This is a genomic window from Achromobacter sp. GD03932, assembly GCF_029839485.1.
GTDB lineage: Bacteria > Pseudomonadota > Gammaproteobacteria > Burkholderiales > Burkholderiaceae_B > Achromobacter > Achromobacter bronchisepticus_A.
The window spans coordinates 1-16,924 of record NZ_JAOCAT010000045.1; the positions used below are offsets into that span (position 1 = coordinate 1).

At 64.5% G+C, this 16,924-nt stretch carries 18 protein-coding genes and 1 tRNA gene; 4 read left to right on the forward strand and 15 right to left on the reverse strand.

Annotated elements, in window-relative coordinates; translation table 11 throughout:
- Positions 1-183: 183 nt before the first annotated feature.
- Entirely contained in the window at positions 184-1,110 is a 927-nt protein-coding gene (locus N5C88_RS28880; RefSeq protein WP_059380538.1) for a 3-hydroxyacyl-CoA dehydrogenase NAD-binding domain-containing protein, read from the reverse strand.
- Between the two features lie 36 nt (positions 1,111-1,146).
- Positions 1,147-2,085 carry an SMP-30/gluconolactonase/LRE family protein gene (locus tag N5C88_RS28885; RefSeq protein WP_280016716.1) on the reverse strand — a complete coding sequence of 313 codons (939 nt, stop codon included), beginning with the start codon at positions 2,083-2,085 and terminating at the stop codon, positions 1,147-1,149.
- 239 nt (positions 2,086-2,324) lie between these two features.
- On the opposite strand from N5C88_RS28885, the gene N5C88_RS28890 reads away from it, so the two are divergent.
- Positions 2,325-3,191 (forward strand): fused MFS/spermidine synthase, encoded by an 867-nt coding sequence (locus N5C88_RS28890; RefSeq protein WP_280016717.1) that lies wholly within the window; start codon positions 2,325-2,327, stop codon positions 3,189-3,191.
- 28 nt (positions 3,192-3,219) lie between these two features.
- Here N5C88_RS28890 and N5C88_RS28895 read toward each other — a convergent pair whose 3' ends face one another.
- The 3 genes from N5C88_RS28895 to N5C88_RS28905 form a co-directional block, all read right to left on the reverse strand.
- A complete protein-coding gene (locus N5C88_RS28895; RefSeq protein ID WP_280016733.1) occupies positions 3,220-3,972 on the reverse strand; it encodes an SDR family oxidoreductase in 753 nt (250 codons plus the stop codon).
- Positions 3,973-4,077: 105 nt separating this feature from the next.
- Entirely contained in the window at positions 4,078-5,388 is a 1,311-nt protein-coding gene (locus N5C88_RS28900; RefSeq protein WP_280016718.1) for a rhomboid family intramembrane serine protease, read from the reverse strand.
- 57 nt (positions 5,389-5,445) lie between these two features.
- Positions 5,446-5,892 (reverse strand): hypothetical protein, encoded by a 447-nt coding sequence (locus N5C88_RS28905; RefSeq protein ID WP_280016719.1) that lies wholly within the window; start codon positions 5,890-5,892, stop codon positions 5,446-5,448.
- Between the two features lie 142 nt (positions 5,893-6,034).
- Between N5C88_RS28905 and N5C88_RS28910 the strand changes: the two genes are divergently transcribed.
- A complete protein-coding gene (locus tag N5C88_RS28910) occupies positions 6,035-6,472 on the forward strand; it encodes an acetyltransferase (RefSeq protein WP_059380533.1) in 438 nt (145 codons plus the stop codon).
- Between the two features lie 146 nt (positions 6,473-6,618).
- On the opposite strand, the gene N5C88_RS28915 is transcribed toward N5C88_RS28910, so the two are convergent.
- From N5C88_RS28915 to N5C88_RS28960, 10 genes are all read right to left on the reverse strand, one after another.
- A tRNA-Pro gene (locus tag N5C88_RS28915) sits at positions 6,619-6,695 on the reverse strand.
- 220 nt (positions 6,696-6,915) lie between these two features.
- Positions 6,916-7,347, reverse strand: coding sequence for a MerR family transcriptional regulator (locus tag N5C88_RS28920; RefSeq protein WP_059380532.1), 432 nt, complete (start codon positions 7,345-7,347; stop codon positions 6,916-6,918).
- Positions 7,348-7,404: 57 nt separating this feature from the next.
- On the reverse strand, positions 7,405-7,746 hold the full coding sequence (locus N5C88_RS28925) for an integration host factor subunit alpha (protein ID WP_054458248.1): 342 nt from the start codon (positions 7,744-7,746) through the stop codon (positions 7,405-7,407).
- A 3-nt stretch (positions 7,747-7,749) separates the two neighbouring features.
- On the reverse strand, positions 7,750-10,167 hold the full coding sequence (gene pheT / locus N5C88_RS28930; RefSeq protein ID WP_280016720.1) for a phenylalanine--tRNA ligase subunit beta: 2,418 nt from the start codon (positions 10,165-10,167) through the stop codon (positions 7,750-7,752).
- A 13-nt stretch (positions 10,168-10,180) separates the two neighbouring features.
- Positions 10,181-11,203 carry a phenylalanine--tRNA ligase subunit alpha gene (gene pheS / locus N5C88_RS28935; protein ID WP_118933318.1) on the reverse strand — a complete coding sequence of 341 codons (1,023 nt, stop codon included), beginning with the start codon at positions 11,201-11,203 and terminating at the stop codon, positions 10,181-10,183.
- Between the two features lie 75 nt (positions 11,204-11,278).
- Positions 11,279-11,638, reverse strand: a complete 360-nt coding sequence (gene rplT / locus N5C88_RS28940; protein ID WP_006218741.1) for a 50S ribosomal protein L20 — start codon at positions 11,636-11,638, stop codon at positions 11,279-11,281.
- Positions 11,639-11,655: 17 nt separating this feature from the next.
- Complete coding sequence (rpmI, locus tag N5C88_RS28945) at positions 11,656-11,853, reverse strand: 50S ribosomal protein L35 (RefSeq protein WP_006218740.1); 198 nt, start codon at positions 11,851-11,853, stop codon at positions 11,656-11,658.
- A 342-nt stretch (positions 11,854-12,195) separates the two neighbouring features.
- Positions 12,196-13,725 carry a YifB family Mg chelatase-like AAA ATPase gene (locus N5C88_RS28950; RefSeq protein WP_251880873.1) on the reverse strand — a complete coding sequence of 510 codons (1,530 nt, stop codon included), beginning with the start codon at positions 13,723-13,725 and terminating at the stop codon, positions 12,196-12,198.
- Positions 13,726-13,910: 185 nt separating this feature from the next.
- The gene (locus N5C88_RS28955) at positions 13,911-14,162 is read right to left on the reverse strand and encodes an accessory factor UbiK family protein (protein ID WP_054458252.1); all 252 of its coding nucleotides are present in this window, start codon (positions 14,160-14,162) and stop codon (positions 13,911-13,913) included.
- A gap of 180 nt (positions 14,163-14,342) precedes the next feature.
- On the reverse strand, positions 14,343-15,170 hold the full coding sequence (locus N5C88_RS28960; RefSeq protein ID WP_280016721.1) for a hypothetical protein: 828 nt from the start codon (positions 15,168-15,170) through the stop codon (positions 14,343-14,345).
- A 126-nt stretch (positions 15,171-15,296) separates the two neighbouring features.
- Here N5C88_RS28960 and N5C88_RS28965 point away from each other — a divergent pair, with 126 nt between their 5' ends.
- Together N5C88_RS28965 and amt are read left to right on the forward strand one after the other, a co-directional pair.
- Entirely contained in the window at positions 15,297-15,635 is a 339-nt protein-coding gene (locus tag N5C88_RS28965) for a P-II family nitrogen regulator (RefSeq protein WP_054458254.1), read from the forward strand.
- Positions 15,636-15,663: 28 nt separating this feature from the next.
- Positions 15,664-16,902, forward strand: coding sequence for an ammonium transporter (gene amt, locus N5C88_RS28970; RefSeq protein WP_013392915.1), 1,239 nt, complete (start codon positions 15,664-15,666; stop codon positions 16,900-16,902).
- The last annotated feature ends 22 nt before the right edge of the window (positions 16,903-16,924 follow it).

The following is a 16,924-nucleotide window of genomic DNA, read 5'->3' on the forward strand; positions in this document are numbered from 1 at the left end:
CGGCTCACGGCATCTGCCCATGAACGGGGGCTGAAGCCAACGCACTAGGCGACTGTCAGCCGAGGCGGCCCGGAGCCATCCGAAGCGCAGCCCCATTGGGGCGAGCATCGGAATGGCGCAGGGCTGCCTTGGCGGCTAAAGAACCCTGACATCCGCAAGCTCGAAGCCCGGTCGCAATCTGCGTCAGGCCAACGCTTCCTCATCCTTCAGGATCTGCATGGCCTTGCCAAGGGCGACCTGGTAGCGCCGCTGCTCCTGGGCGACACGGTCCGGCGTCCATTGATAGAAGCCCTTCAGCGACGGCGACTTGACGCCGATGTTGCCCTGCTCGACCAGCTCGCGCATGAGCGCGCTGGGCCTGTCGTCCGTGCGCAGATGCGGATACATGGTCGCAGCCGCCGCGCAATGGATGTCGATGCCGGCCAGATCCTTCTGCAGCAGCGGGCCGGCCGCGATGTAGCGGAATCCGAACCCGTAGCGCACGGCGGTGTCCACGTCCTCGGCGGACGCGAAGCCTTCCTCGACCAGCGCGATCGCCTCGCGCATCAGCGCGTGCTGGATGCGGTTGGCAAGAAACCCAGGCACGTCGCGCTTGACCTGCACCGGCTTCTTACCGGTATCGCGCATGATGCGGCTGACTTCCTGGGCCATGGCTTCATCGGTGGCCTCGCCGCGTATCACCTCCACGGCGGGCACCAAATGGGCCGGCATGAAGTAATGCAGGCCCACCATGCGTGCGCGGGTCTGCAAGCCCTCGCCGATGGCGCTGATGGGAAAGCTCGACGAATTGCTGGTCAAGGGAATCGAAGCGGGCGCCAGCTGTTCCAGACGGGCGAACACCGCACGCTTGGTTTCCAGCAGTTCCGGCACGCACTCGACCACGATGCGGGTATCGCGCCAGTCGATTTCCTCCATGGTCGCGCTGGTGACGATGCGCCCGGCGTCCGCCTGCCCGCCGATCATTTCGCTGGATGCGTTCACGCGCCGCGTCGCCGCCGCGCGCGCCGCCGCGTCGGGCTCCACCAGCCATACGCGCCAGCCGGCCGCATGAAAGCCGGCGGCGACGTCGGCCCCCATGGTGCCCGCGCCCAGCACAATTGCCTGATCCATCTTTTCCGTCCTTTTGGTAGTTGGGGTATGTGGTGTTCAGAGAGCCCGCGCCTGCGGCGCCGGCAGGTACATGGGTTTGCCCGCCACGTCGAGTTCGACGCGCAGGATGCTGGCCGAACTGGACTCGGTGATGTAGAGCGTGCGCCCACCCTGCCCGCCAAAGGCCACATTGGTGGTGTGCAGCCCTTCCGGAGACTGGATGCGCAGGGCCGGCTGGCCCAGGGGGTCCATGCACCACACCGTGCCCAGGCCCACGTGGGCGATGCACAGCCCTCCCCGGGCATCCAGCGCCAGGCCGTCCGGGCCGCCGCCGCCCGACATCTGGATGAAGGTGCCGACCTTGCCGACCTGGCCGTTGCGCAGCAGCGGCACCTTCCAGATGGCATTGGCCCGCGTCGCCGCCACATACAGCGCGTGCTCGTCCAGATCCATCACCAGGCCGTTGGGGCTGGGGATGCAGTCGAGCAGGCAGTCCAGCTTTCCGTCCGGCCGCAGGCGGAACAAGCGGCCGGTCGGATCCTGCCAGCCGGTCATGCCCTGGTCGGTGAAATAGAGGTCCCCCGCTTGCGAGAAGAACAGGTCGTTCACGCCCTTGAAGCGCTCGATGTTGTAGCGTTCGAGCACCGGACGCACCTCGCGGCGCTCGAGGTCGAACTGCATGATGCCGTGCTTGTAGTCGGCGATGAAAATGCGGCCGTCGCGATGGAACTTCAGGCCGTTGGGCCAGCCGTCGTACTGCACGAGCGGCTCGAACTCGCCGCGCGCGTCGACACGCAGGACGCGGCCGTTGATCACGTCCACGCAATACAACAGGCCGTCCGGCCCGAAGGAAGGCCCTTCCAGCAACGAGCGCGGCGGATTGCCCTGCGGCTGGCTGGCGACCCACTCGTTCAGGTCCTGGCCTTGCCACTTCAGCTCGTCGGGCAGCCGGGCGTATACGCTGGCCTGAATCCTGGGGACGGGATCGTAGAACATGCGGGTCTCCTCTGATTTTCCGGACGGGAATCTATGCCCCGTTTCGAGCAAAATTCTAAGGAGAGCCGAGCATTTAAGGAAATGAAATATATCGAACGTGTCTTTCCAAAAAAACGATCGTTGATTTCTGCCGTCCCGACGCTGGCGGAGCCTTGCCGGCCAGGGACTCGCGCCAATGTGCCGCGCGGGTCCCGGCGCACGATACGATGACGCGTCCCCCACTTGTTGCTTGCCGCTACATGCTCCGTATTGCCCTGCGCGCCATTCTCGTCCTTGTCATCGCCAGCGCCGCCTTGGTGCTGCTGCGAGGCACGGGCGGCCCCCAGCTGATCCACAGCGAAGATTCGCAGTTCGGCAAGCTGCTCGTGTTCGAGGAAAACGGCGAGCGCTGCATGAACTTCAACTCCATGCACGACGTCGGCCGCCAGACCTGCATGAGCCTTGCGCATCCGGGGCAGCTGGTGTTTTCGTACACGCGCATGATGATGACCGCGCTCTACATCAATCCCAAGCCGCGCAACATCCTGATCGTCGGATTGGGCGGCGCCACGCTGCAGAAGACCCTGGCCGCGCTCCTGCCCGACACCGTCATCGATACCGTTGAAATCGATCCCGCCGTGGGCAAGGTCGCGGCGCGCTACTTCGGCTATCAGGAAGGCCCCAGGCAACGCCTCTTCCTGGAAGACGGCCGCGCCTACATCGAACGCGCCCATCGCGACGGCCTGCAATACGACATGGTGATGCTGGACGCGTTCGACGTCGACTACATCCCCGAACACCTGATGACGCTGGAATTTCTGCAACACGTGCGCGGCATCCTCGCTCCGGGCGGCGTGGCGGTGGCGAACACGTTCACCGAGAGCCAGCTATACGCGCGCGAATCGGCGACCTATGCCGCGGTGTTCGGAGAGTTCTTCAATCTGCAAACAGGCAATCGCGTCATCATGGCGGTCAACGGCGAACTACCCGGCCGCGATCAGCTTGCCCGCAATGCCAAGGCGCTGGATAGCGTCCTCGGGCCGTTGGGCGTCAATGCCAAGGAAGCCCTGGACATGTACTCGCGCCGGCAGGCGGTTGCCAACGAAGCGCCGGTCTTGCACGATTGAGCGCACGCGGCGAGTGCTTGCCGCGCGCTCACTTCACCGCGGAGTTGCCGCCATCCGCATAAAGCGCCGACCCCGTCACGAAGCTTGCCATCGGGCTGGCCAGGAACAGCGCCGCCGAGGCGATTTCATCGGCCCGCGCAATCCGCTTCATCGCGTGCAGGCTGGCCGCCCAGTCCTTCTGTTCCTGGTTCCCGGCCATCTCGGTGTCCACTCCGCCAGGCAAGAGCGCATTGGCCCGGATGCCTTGCGCGGCATAGTCCGCCGTAATGCCTTTGACCAAGCCCATCAGCGCGGCTTTCGACGTGCCGTAGGCAGCCATCCCGGGCAGGCCCACGCTCGTCCCCACAAAGCTGGACACGAAGACCAGCGCGCCGCCGCCCCGCTCCAGCATCGCCGGGATCTGATGCCGCGCCCCCAGGAACGCCGCCGTGAGATTGACGCTCAGCGTGTGTTCCCATTCGTCCAGGGCCACTTCCGCAAGCGGCTTGAAGGGCCCGATGGTGCCGGCATTGTTTATCGCGATATCCAGGCCGCCGAACTCGCGCTGCGCGCTCTGCGCCGCCAGTCTGTGCGTGTCCGGCAAGGCGACGTCTCCCGCCGCAACGCAGGCCCGCCCGCCAGCGCTTCTGATCTCATCGGCCACCTGCTCCAGCGGATCACGGCGTCTGGCCGTCAGCACCAGCGCCGCGCCCTCGGCTGCCAGGCGCAACGCCACCGCGCGCCCGATGCCCGAGGACGCGCCCGTCACCAAAGCCACTTTTCCAGCAAGAGATAGAGACATCGGCGTCTGCTCCAGGCACATGAACAATGCCTGCATCCTACGAATGCCAGGGCGCCTTGTCCTCCCGTTTATTGCTGCGTTTGCTTATGGCCCCGGTCGCAGGCGCTAGCGCTCGCAACTCCAGTATGGGCAACCAGACCGGCTGATGACCGCCAATGCGAGTTCACCCGGCCGCCGGAGTATCGCCTTCAGGGCTGCTGCCTGCGCCCGCAATTGCGCCGAATCGGTCCGATACATCCCCTTCGTGTCGAGCAGGAAGTTCATCTTCAAACGTGTCTGGCGCGCCGTTTCAGGATCGATCTCAGCGCCGTCTTTTTGAAAGACCGCGCCATAGATCCGGGTTTGAAGTTCGCAGTACTGGTCTGCCGCGGTCAATGCCTCTTGCGCAGCGGCAGCCGTGTAGAGTTTCCGCAACCCTGCGATCTGCGCGTGGCAGCTTTGGTATTGCTGCGGCATGAACCTCGCCAACAAGGCCAGATCCCTGTCGCCGGGTTTCGCGCAACCTCGCAGATCCGGCGTTTGCGATCCGTCGCGCGCAGCGGCGGACAACGCGCCGGCAATGCACTCATCCAGCGACGGAGCCTTCCATAGCGCCTGATCCGAGCCCAGCAATCCCATTTTTCCCAGCGTGCGCCCGAACCGGGCGGCGGCAAGCTGTTCCTGCATGTCGCGGTCATGATTGGCTAGCGTCACCGCAGCCAGCGCCGCGGCGCTGAGCATGCCCGTCGCGGCCAGGACCACCGCCGCCGTCATCGGCCGCAAGCGCTCGGCGTATAGCGTAATACCCGCGAGCAGTGCTCCCGACAGCAAGCCGCCCAGGTGCGCCGCGTTGTCGACGTCGAACGCGAAGCCGGCGCCGAAGGTCAGCACCAGGCTGAACAGCAGATTGCCGGGAGGGATGTGCGGCCGGCCCATGCGCCGGTCATGCAGGCCATAAACGATCGCCGCCCCGAAAATGCCCAGGATCGCGCCCGAAGCCCCGCAGCTCAGGAAAAAATCGTCGCGATGCCATAGCGCCGTAGCCAGGCTGCCGCACAGGCCAGATAGCAGATACACGCCCAGGAACACCCAGGAGCGCATACGCGCCTCCAGAATGATCCCCAGCGACCACAGCGCCAGCATATTGATTGCCAGATGCAGGAAGCCGACATGCAGGAACATGCTGGTGAACAGGCGCCAGTATTCCCCGGACAAGGTCAAGGCGGGCACGTTTCCGCCCCAATCGATCAGGAATGAGGTCTGGCTCAGACTTTCGAACGCGCGCGAGTCCAAAAACCCCGCCACGCCGTACACGGCGACATTGCAGGCGATCAGCAGAAGCGTGATCTTGCTGGCGAATATTCTTTTGAGCAGGGACCGGCGTTGGGATAGAGGCATCAGGTAGGCATGTCGAAAAGTGGGCTTTATCTTAACCAAGCCATGCGTAAGGTCGCAGGAGCTCGCGGTGCGCCATATACCGCCGCGGTAAGCGACTCAACCGCCAGCCTTGGTTGCAGGCTTCTCGTTGCTGCATCCTTCGTATTGATATCGGCCCGGCTTGCCGAGCCTCGCCGTAAATGTGCAGGACTCGCCGGAATACGCGTGCGTGGCCTGCACTTTCAGCACATTGCCCGCGACGAGCACGCTCTGCTTGCCCTGCCCGCAACTCCAGAAGGTGGTTGAGAGTTCCGAGAAGGTCTGTTCCGCAATGAGCTTCGCAGGGCGGCCAGAGGGCGCGGAAGCGATCCATTGAATCTGGACGCGGCAGCTGACGTGTTCGAAGCCGACCTCTTCCACGACGATCCGGTACGCGCCCGTAGCCACGCCGTCGGCCCAGCGACCGCCCTGCACCACGCGCGTGGTCGACGCGTCTGCCTGCGTTTCGGCAACGGCGTTGGCCGCCTGTAGCGTCAGCAAAAGGAGCAACGCAAGAGTTCTCATGACTTTCATCCGCAGACCGCCTGGAGTAATCAGTGACCATCAAGCGCACCGTCGTTGCGCTGCCGAGCACTTATACCATTCAGGTACGCACCAGATCGTCGTCAATTTGACGACGCAAAAGAAAATCCAATACTCTGCGCCGATGATTACGATAAGAACCTCCCGCCCCGACGAAGGCGCGCGCGCCGTCGAAATCTGGCGCAATGCGGTGGACGCCACGCACGACTTTCTTTCACCCGAGGATCGCCAGGCCATCGACGAGATGGTGTGCGGCTTTCTCCCCCAAGTGCCGCTCTGGCTTGCGGTCGACGCCAACGATTATCCGCAGGCATTCATGCTGATCGACGACGGCCACATGCAGGCGTTGTTCGTCGATCCCGCCTGCCGCGGCACAGGCATCGGCGCCGCGCTGGTGCGGCACGGACTCTCGCTTCATCCCAACATGACGACGGACGTCAATGAACAGAATGGCCAGGCGGTAGGCTTCTATGAAAGGATGGGCTTCAAGCGTACAGGGCGTTCGCCGCTTGATGATCAAGGCAGGCCATACCCGCTGATCCATCTGGCGTATCGAAGCTGATCGGAAGAAAATAAAAGCCACCTGCATCAGGTGGCTTTCTTTTGGCAGGCGCCGATGCATTGGACTTGCGTTGGTCGCATCGAAAATAGATGCAGCAAAAATGAAAAGGCCGTCAGTGATTTCTCACTGACGGCCTTTGGAACTACTGGTCGGGACGGCGGGATTCGAACTCGCGACCCCTTGCACCCCATGCAAGTGCGCTACCAGGCTGCGCTACGCCCCGAAAGAAAAAGAGTATAGCAGAACAAAAAATTGTTTGCACGCATTCGTGCAAAAAAAGTGCTGAATACTCAAAAAAATTTTCGCGATGCGTTCATCGAGTGCATCAACCGCATGCGCATCGATGATTGCAGCGCGAGGTACTGCTCAATGCAACGCGCGGCATGAGCCGCGCGTTGCAGGTACTGCGTTCAAACAATATTGGGAAAGACGACGCGCCGCGTTCAGGCCGCGGGGCTGGCGTTGCTGGCGCTTGCGCCTGCAGCGTTCGCCGCCGTGCCCAAGGCTTCAGACAGCATCGTCGAGACGTTGCCCAGCTCATTACGCAAGGCCTGCATCTCGGCGCCCGACAGGCGCACTGCCGCATCCTGATCATGCGGCACGTCGCGCGCATCGCCCAGGCGATTGCGCGCGCCGCTGATCGTGAAGCCTTGCTCATACAGCAGCGAGCGGATGCGGCGGATCAGCAGCACTTCGTGATGCTGGTAGTAGCGGCGATTGCCGCGCCGCTTCACCGGCTTGAGCTGCGTGAATTCCTGTTCCCAATACCGCAAGACATGAGGCTTGACGCCACACAGGTCGCTGACTTCACCGATGGTGAAGTAACGCTTGGCGGGAATGGGCGGTAAGGTAACGGTGGATTCGGTACGTGTCATAAGGGGATTTTATGCCGCGATGCGTCAGGTGCCGATAACAATTGCCGACAAAGCGTATCACTCCTCGGCGTCGGGTGCTGCGGGCGCTGCCTGCTCCACCACGCTCTTGAGCTTTTGGCTCGCGTGGAAGGTAACCACGCGGCGCGCGGCGATGGGAATGGTTTCGCCGGTCTTGGGATTACGGCCAGGGCGCGGCGGCTTGTCGCGCACCTGGAAGTTGCCGAAACCGGAGAGCTTGACGGAATCACCGCGCGCCAAGGCGTCGCGGATTTCCTCGAAGAAAGTATCGACGATGTCCTTGGCTTCGCGCTTGTTCAGGCCGACCCGCTCGAAGAGCAGTTCGGCCAGTTCAGCCTTGGTCAGAGTGCGCGGCTCGGCAGCAAGCATACTGTTCCCCATGGTTCAAGCGCGTTGGCGAGCGCCGTGCGCAGCCACCAAGGCTTCCTTGATGCGTGCCAGGCAATCCGCCACGCGGGCCTCGTCCAGCGTGACCTCAGTGTCCTGTAGCCAGAAACGGAAAGCAAGGCTTTTCTCCGAGACGGGCTCGCTGCCTTGGGCCTTCTCGCGCCACACGTCGAACAGGCGCGCGTCCTGCACCACCGACAGCTGCGGGTCCGCCTTGACGGCCGCGGCGACGGTGTCGAGCATGGATTGCGCCGACACATGAGCATCGACCCACAGCGCCAGATCGCGCACCACCACGGGCTGGCGCGAGAGTTCACGCACTTGCGGCAGTTCGCCTTCGGACAGCGCGGCGACGTCCAGTTCGAACACGACAGGCGCGTGCGCCAGGTCGGCTTGTTGCGCCCAGCGCGGATGCAGCTCGCCGATCCAGCCGACATGCTTGCCGTCCAGTTCGATGCGGGCGCCGCGGCCCGGATGCAGAGCGGGATGCGAGGCGGCTTCAAAGCGCAGACGGCTGCCGCGCGCGCCGAACAGCGCCTCGACATCCATCTTCACATCATAGAAGTCCACCTGGCGCGTTGCGGCGCCCCACTGTTCTTCCACCGCCGGCCCCCAGGCCGCGCCCGCCAGTTTCATGGGCTGGCGCACGCCGGCCACTTCCAGCGGACCATCCTGGGCGGACGCATCGCGCATGAATACGCGGCCCAGTTCGAACAGGCGCACGCGCGTCTGCTTGCGATTGGCGTTGTGGCGGATGTTGGCAATCAGGCCGCCGATCAGGCTGGAGCGCATGACCGACAGATGGCTGGCAATCGGGTTGACCAGGCGCACCGGCGTCTCGTTGCCGGCGTAGTCGCGTTCCCAATCGGCTTCGACGAAGCTGTAGTTCACGACTTCCTGGTAGTCCTGCGCGGCGGTGAGGCGGCGCAGCGCGTGGGCGCCACGGCGGATCTCCGGCTGCGAGTACATCTTGGCGCGCGCCATGGGCGGCTCGGCCGGAATGTTTTCAAAACCGTAGATGCGGGCCACTTCCTCGATCAGGTCTTCCTCAAGCTCCAGGTCGAAGCGGTAGGACGGCGGCGTGACGACGAAGTCGTCGCCTTCGATCTTGAAGTCCAGGCCCAGGCTGCCGAAGATCTTGGCGACTTCGGCCTGCGTGACGGGCACGCCCAGCACGCGGTGGCAACGCGCCAGGCGCATGCGCACGGGTTCGCGCTTGGGCAGGTTGACGATCTGATCATCCAGCGGGCCGGCTTCGCCGCCGCAGATGTCAATGATCAGGCGCGTGATGAATTCGATGTGCTCGGGGATGGTGGCGTAGTCCACGCCACGCTCGCCGCGGTGGCTGGCTTCCGAGCTGAACTTGTAGCGGCGCGCGCGGCCGGCGAGCGACTGCGGCCACCAGAACGCGGCTTCCAGATAGATGTTGCGGGTATCGAGCGTGACCGAGGTGGCTTCGCCGCCCATGATGCCGGCCAGGCTTTCCACCTGGTCGCCGGCCACGACCACGCCGACCTTGGAGTCCAGCGCAACGGTCTGGCCGTTCAGCAGTTCGAGCGTCTCGCCTTCGCGGGCCCAGCGCACGCTGAGGTCGCCGCGGATCTTGTCCAGGTCGAACACGTGCGAGGGGCGGCCCAGTTCGAGCATGACGTAGTTGGAGATGTCCACCAGCGCCGACACCGAACGTTGGCCGGCGCGCTCCAGGCGCGTCTTCATCCATTCAGGAGTCGCGGCGCGGGCGTTGACGCCGCGGATCACGCGGCCGCCAAAACGGCCGCACAGATCGGGCGCTTCGACCTTGACCGGCAGGCGCTCATCCAGCGTGACGGGCACGGCGACGGCCGTGGGTACCGACAGCGGTGCGCCAGTCAGGGCGGCCACTTCGCGCGCGACGCCCAGGATGGACAGGCAGTCGGCGCGATTGGGCGTCATCTTCAGCGTGAAGAGCGTGTCGTCCAGATCCAGCGCCTCGCGGATCGACTGGCCCGGCGTCATGTCGGCAGGCAGTTCCAACAGGCCCGCATGGTCTTGCGACAGGCCCAGTTCGCGGGCCGAGCACAGCATGCCCGAGGACTGCACGCCGCGCATCTTGGCCACGCCGATCTTCATGCCGCCAGGCAGCTCGGCGCCGACGCGCGCCAGCGGCACCTTCAGGCCGGCAGCCGCGTTGGGCGCGCCGCACACGATCTGCAGCAGTTCGCCGGAGCCGTCGTCCACTTTGCAGACGCGCAGCTTGTCGGCGTCGGGGTGCGGCGCGATTTCGACGATGTGGCCCACGACCACGCCGGTAAAGGCGGGCGCGGCGGGCACGGTGTCTTCGACTTCCAGGCCGGCCATGGTAAGCCGGTGTGCAAGTTCATCGGTGGCGATGGCGGGGTTGACCAGCGTACGCAGCCAGGATTCGGGAAATTGCATGATCAGCCGTCTGTTATTCGTTGAACTGGCGCAGGAAGCGCAAATCGCCTTCGTAGAACTGGCGCAGATCGTTGACGCCGTAGCGCAACATGGTCAGGCGCTCAAGTCCGGAACCGAAGGCAAAGCCGATGTAGCGTTCGGGATCGAGGCCGAAGTTGCGCACCACTTGCGGATGCACCTGGCCCGAGCCGGAAATCTCCAGCCAGCGGCCGCGGTTCGGACCCGAGGTGAACATCATGTCGATTTCGGCGGACGGCTCCGTAAACGGGAAGAACGACGGGCGGAAACGCACGGCCAGGTCGTCGGTTTCAAAGAAGCAGCGCAGGAAATCGGTGTACACGCCCTTGAGGTCAGCAAACGAGATGTCCTCGGCGATCCAGAGCCCTTCTACCTGGTGGAACATGGGCGAGTGCGTGGCGTCGCTGTCGACGCGATAGGTGCGCCCCGGCGCGATGACCTTGATGGGCGGCTTGTGCATGCGGGCGTAACGCACCTGCATGGGGCTGGTGTGCGTGCGCAACAGCAGCGGCAGGCCGTCGGCGTCGTTCATGTCGACGTAGAACGTGTCCTGCATGGAACGCGCCGGATGGTCCAGCGGGTTGTTCAAAGCGGTGAAATTGGTCCAGTCGTTTTCCACTTCGGGGCCGTCGGCCACGTCGAAGCCTATGGAACGGAAGATCTCTTCCACGCGTTCCCAGGTCCGGATCACCGGATGGATGCCGCCCGGCGCGCGACCGCGGCCCGGGAGGGTGACGTCAATGGTTTCGGATGCCAGGCGGGCGTCCAGTTCAGCCTGTGCCAGCGCGGCGCGGCGCAGGTTCAGGAGCTCTTCGACCTGTTGCTTGGCCTGATTGATCCGGGCGCCCATCTCGCGCTTCTGCTCGGGTTCGAGCTTGCCTAGGGCTTTGAGCAGCACCGTCAGCGCGCCTTCCTTGCCCAGGAACCGAGCCTTTGCATTTTCCAGCGCGGCGGCATCGGAGGCCGCGGCGAAGCGTTCTTGCGCCTGGGAGACCAGGTCGTCAACCGTTTGAGTCATGAAATCCAGCCTTCAAAACGCAAACGGGGCCATTACAGCCCCGTTTGCAGCGATGCGCGATGAGTTAAAGCGCGATCAGGCAGCCAAGGCAGCCTTGGCTTGCTGCACGATGGCGGCAAAGCCGGCCTTGTCGCGCACGGCCAGGTCGGCCAGAACCTTGCGGTCGAGTTCGATCGAAGCCTTCTTCAGGCCGGCGATGAACACGCTGTAGCTGACGCCATGTTCGCGGACGGCGGCGTTGATACGCGTGATCCACAGAGCACGGAACGTGCGCTTCTTGTTACGACGGTCGCGGTAGGCGTATTGGCCAGCGCGCATGACTGCTTGCTTGGCAATACGGAACACATTACCGCGGCGGCCACGGTAACCCTTGGCGGCGGCAATGACTTTCTTGTGACGTGCGCGGGCGGTTACGCCGCGTTTGACGCGAGGCATAGTAGATCTCCCTTAGATCAAGCGAAAGGCATCATGGCCTTGACGGAGGCCACGTTGGATTCATGGACCGCCGTCGAGCCGCGCAGTTGACGCTTGGCCTTGGTGGTCTTCTTGGTCAGAATGTGGCGCTTGAACGCCTGACCGCGCTTGATGGAGCCGCTGCCGCGAACCTTAAAGCGCTTGGAGGCGCTTTTCTTGGTTTTCATCTTGGGCATGTTGATTCCCTAAACTAAACACTCATTGTTGATATGCATGACACCAGGTGCTTGACGCATGGACGGCCGATGAAACCTTCCATGGCGACAAAACTTGGAGACCTGTTGCCACTTCTTGGGGTACTACTTGGGGTACTTCCGGGGGGTACTTCTTGGGATACTTCTCGAAGTACTTCCGGGGTACTTTCCGCCAGCATCGCTGCCAAGCGGATTCTCCCCAGAGCAGGTCAAATCTGATCCGGATCCGGGAAAGCCTTTGATTATATGGTGATTTCCTGCATTTTGTCGAGCCAGGCAGCCGGCAAAGCGCAACCCAGGCTCATTGGGCGTCCGCAGGGAGTCTCATACGCCCGGCCGCCGGTACTGCACCGCCTGGGCAATGTGGCGGGCGCCCAGGGCGTCCTCCCCTTCCAGATCGGCGATCGTGCGCGCCACCCGCAGCGCCCGGTGCATGGCGCGGGCCGAGCCCGCCAGGCGGCGCATGGCCTGCAGCAGCAGGGCCTGGCCTTCGTCATCCAGACGGCAATGCTCGTCCAGTTCCGCTCCCGCCAGCGCGGCGTTGGGCTTGCCCTGGCGGGCCTGCTGGCGCTGGCGGCAACGCGCCACGCGTTCGCGGACCGGGCCGGACGCCTCCCCCGGCGGCTTGCCCATCCATTCGGGGTCGGATGGCGGCAAGGCCACGTGCAGATCGATGCGGTCCAGCAACGGACCCGATATCTTGCCTGCATAGCGCGCCACCTGATCCGGCGTGCAGGCGCAGGGCCGCCCCGGGTGCCCACGCCAACCGCAAGGACACGGATTCATGGCCGCCACCAACTGGAAACGGGCAGGAAACTGCGCTGCGCGCAGCGCCCGTGCGATGACCACCCTGCCCGTCTCCAGGGGTTCGCGCAGGGCCTCCAGCGTACGGCGGCTGAACTCCGGCAATTCATCCAGAAACAGCACCCCATGATGCGCGAGGCTGATCTCGCCTGGACGGGGACGGCTCCCCCCGCCCACCAGCGCCGCCGCCGTGGCGGAATGGTGCGGCGCCCGGAACGGAGGCTGGCCCACGGGCGCGTCGGACAAGCCAGCCAGCGCGGCAACGGCGGCCACTTCCAACGCCTCACCGCGCGCCAGCGGCGGCAGCAGCCCCGGCAGGCGCGCCGCCAACATGCTCTTGCCCGCCCCCGGCGGCCCTATCATCAAGAGACTATGTCCGCCTGCCGCGGCAACCTCCAGGGCCCGCCGCGCCCCCGGCTGCCCCCGCACATCCGACAGGCACGGCCCGGGCGCGGTCGCCGGCCAGGGCCGGGGTACGGCGTTGGGCAACAGACACGCACCGGCGGCGTGCGCAGCCACGTCGGCCAATGTGCGCGCCGACAACACGCGCAGCCCGGGAACCCAGGCTGCCTGCTCGGCGCTGCCCGCAGGCAGGATGAGCGTGGCGCCGGGCGCCTCCCGGGCGACGCTCAGCGCGATGACCAGTGGCGCCGCGACCGGCACCAACGCGCCAGTCAGGGATAGCTCGCCGGCCAGCACCAGGTCGGCCAGGGCCGGATCGCGAACGGGTGATTCCGGATCACGGACGTCCGCCGGCGCGGCCAACTGGCCGGAGGCCAGCAGCAGGCCCAGGGCAATGGGCAGGTCGAAACGCCCCGACTCCTTGGGGATGTCGGCGGGCGAAAGATTGACGGTGATCCTGCCTGGCGGGAACTCGAAGCCGCTATTCAGGATGGCCGCGCGCACGCGCTCGCGGCTTTCGCGCACTTCGGTATCGGGCAGGCCAACCACATTGAAGCTGGGCAGGCCCGGGCCCAGATGCGTTTCCACGCGGACCGCATGGGCATCCAGGCCGCACAGGGCGCGGCTGGCAAGTACGGCTAGCGTCAAGGCGGCCTCCGAGTAAGAGCTGGGTCCGCCAGTATCCGCAAACGCGAGGCGTCCGCGGCGGCGGCCGTGACAGAAGCATCACGCCCGCCCGCCACAGATGCGCACGCGGAAATGGAAAACGGCCGCTGATCGCGGCCGTTTCCGGGAAGCGTTCCCTGCCGGCCGCGATGCGGCCGCCAGCGCGCTTACTTATCCAGCGCGGACAAGCGCGACTCCAGCTGCTGCACCTGCGCGGCCAATTGATCCACCCGGGCGCGGGTGCGCGCCAGCAGGTCGGCCTGGACGTCGAATTCCTCGCGCGTGACGAGATCCAGCTTGGAGAATGCCTGCGTCATCATCGCGCGCACGTTGCGCTCGACATCCGCGGCCGGGCTGCGGGCGATCAGGTCGGAGATGTTCTTCTGGATGTCTTCCATCCACTGGGTGCGATTGTTCATGACGGCCTCACTGTGTTCTTGATGCCTCAAGTGTAGTGCGTCGGAATGCCGTTTCCGGACCCGTCCGGCAAAAAAGGACTGCCTCGATCCAAAAAAAGAGGGCGGGCCGCATGCGGTGACCGCCCTTCAAAGCACAGGAGAAAACCGGGCTGCCATGGCGGCAACCCCCTACCAACATCGTTACGGGCAACCCATCTGGCTTGCCGACTGCGTGAACGTATCCGACGACTGCTTGCATTGCGCCGCCAGCTGCGCCTTGTCGCTGACCGCGCCCCATTGCGCCCTGGCCGCGTCAAGCTGCTCCTTGATCGCGGCGGCAGCCGGATTGCCGCTGCCGAGCTTGTCCATGCAGGCATTGATCTTGGCGACGTAGGCCTCGCACTCGGCGGGAACGGACGCCACAGCGCCTGCCGCTGGAGCAGCCGAGGAAGGCGGAGTTGCGGGTGGAGGCGGCGTCGCGGGAGCCGCAGGTGCGGGCGCAGGAGCGGTGGCGGCCGGCGTGGCGGCCTTTTCTTCGCTCTTGTTGCAACCGGCCAGCGCGGCGAGCGACGCGGCCAGGGCCAAAGTGCAGAAAGCCTTGCGGTGGATCTTCATGACTACCCCTTCCCGTTCCTGCTTTCTCTTGGAGATCCGTCGACGCGGAGGCTCCGCCTGCGGCCCAGCCTGTTTGGGGACAGGCTTGAACTGATATCGATTCTTCTGCAGCCGCTCTTCGGCAACAAGCCGACGGGTGTAAACCCTCGTATCACGCGACCGCGCCGGCCGCACCGATTCCGGCGCGCTCCCACGTCTCGCCGCATGTCTGTCGATTTGCGCCAGAGGCGCGCCGCGCATGGCTCTGCGGGCAACAGGCGGTCCGTCGATGGTTCTACAAATAAGCTGATATGCCAATATAAAACGCAATAAAACACGCATCAATTTGCTACAAATATTGGTTGAGAAACATATCTTGTTGCTTGCCCCAAGGGCTGGCGCGGCGCACCAACTTGAAGCCGACCAGCGGTGCATGAAGCACCAAATCGGTGCAATCAGGCACATCTTCAGCGCACCAACCTCCTCCGCTGGGCCATGTCCGACATGGCATGGAATTTGCTTGATAGGTGAGGCCAACGTGCAACCATGAGAGGAAATGCCATGAAACTCATCATCGCCATCATCAAGCCCTTCAAGCTCGACGAAGTGCGGGTGGCTCTATCCGGGATCGGCGTCCAGGGTCTGACTGTCACTGAAGTAAAGGGATTTGGTCGCCAGAAGGGCCATACCGAGCTGTATCGCGGCGCCGAGTACGCCGTCGATTTCCTGCCCAAGCTGCGCGTCGAAGCCGCCGTGCCTGACCATCTGGTCGATCAGGTCATTGAAGCCATCGAACAGGCGGCCCGCACCGGCAAGATCGGCGACGGCAAGATCTTCGCCGCGCCGCTCGAACAAGTGATCCGCATCAGAACGGGTGAATCCGGCGAAGCTGCGCTGTAAATAAATAAAGACTCAATGGAGCCTGAAAATGGATAAAGCAGATATCTCCTGGTTGCTCGTCTCTACCCTGCTTGTATTGATGATGGCCGTACCCGGTCTGGCGATGTTCTATGGCGGCCTGGTGCGCAGCAAGAACGTGTTGTCCGTGCTGCTGCAGGTGCTGTGCACGTTCGTGCTGGGCCTGGTGCTCTGGTTCATCTACGGATATTCCCTTGCCTTCACCGAAGGCAACGCCTTCTTCGGCGGCCTGTCGCGCGCCTTCTTCTCCGGCATGTTCACCCCGTCAGACGGCAAGTACGCCATGTCGAACTCGCTGACCGAACTGCTGTTCGCCTCCTTCCAGGCCACCTTCGCCGGCATTACCTGCGCGCTGATCGTCGGCAGCTTCGCCGAACGCGCCCGCTTCTCGGCGGTGCTGGTGTTCACGGTGATCTGGTTCACGTTCGCCTACGTACCGATTGCCCACATGGTCTGGTTCGCGTCCGAAACGGCGCCGGGCCTGCTGAACGCCAAGGGCGCCCTGGACTTCGCCGGCGGCACCGTGGTGCACATCAACGCCGGCGTGGCCGGCCTGGTGGGCGCCTACGTGGTGGGCAAGCGCGTCGGCTACGGCCGCGAAGCCATGCAGCCGCACAACCTGCCGATGACCTTCGTGGGCGCGGCGCTGCTGTGGGTGGGCTGGTTCGGGTTCAATGCCGGCTCCGCCTTGGCCGCCAATGAGAACGCCACCCTGGCCTTCTTCAACACCATGATCGCGACCGCCGGCGCCGTGCTGTCCTGGCTGTTCACCGAATGGGCCGTCAAGGGCAAGCCCTCGATGCTGGGCGCCGCCTCGGGCGCCGTCGCCGGCCTGGTCGGCATCACCCCGGCCGCCGGCCTGGTGGGTCCGGTGGGCGCGCTGGTCATCGGCGTCATTGCCGGCATCGTCTGCGTCTGGGGTGTCAACGGCCTGAAGCGCCTGCTGCGCGCCGACGACGCGCTGGACGTATTCGGCGTACACGGCGTGGGCGGTATCGTGGGCGCCCTGCTGACTGGCGTGTTCAATGCGCAGATCCTCGGCGGTCCCGGCCTGGCCGAGCCGGGCATGATCGGCCATCAACTGTGGGTCCAGCTGGAAGGCGTGCTGCTGACCATTGTCTGGTCCGGCGTGGTGGCGTGGATCGCCTACAAGATCGCCAACGCCCTGTGCGGCATGCGCGTGCCGGAAGACCAGGAGCGCGAAGGCCTGGACGTCACCAGCCACGGCGAATCGGCGTATCACAGCTAAGTCAGAAGCCTCTCCCCCCGCC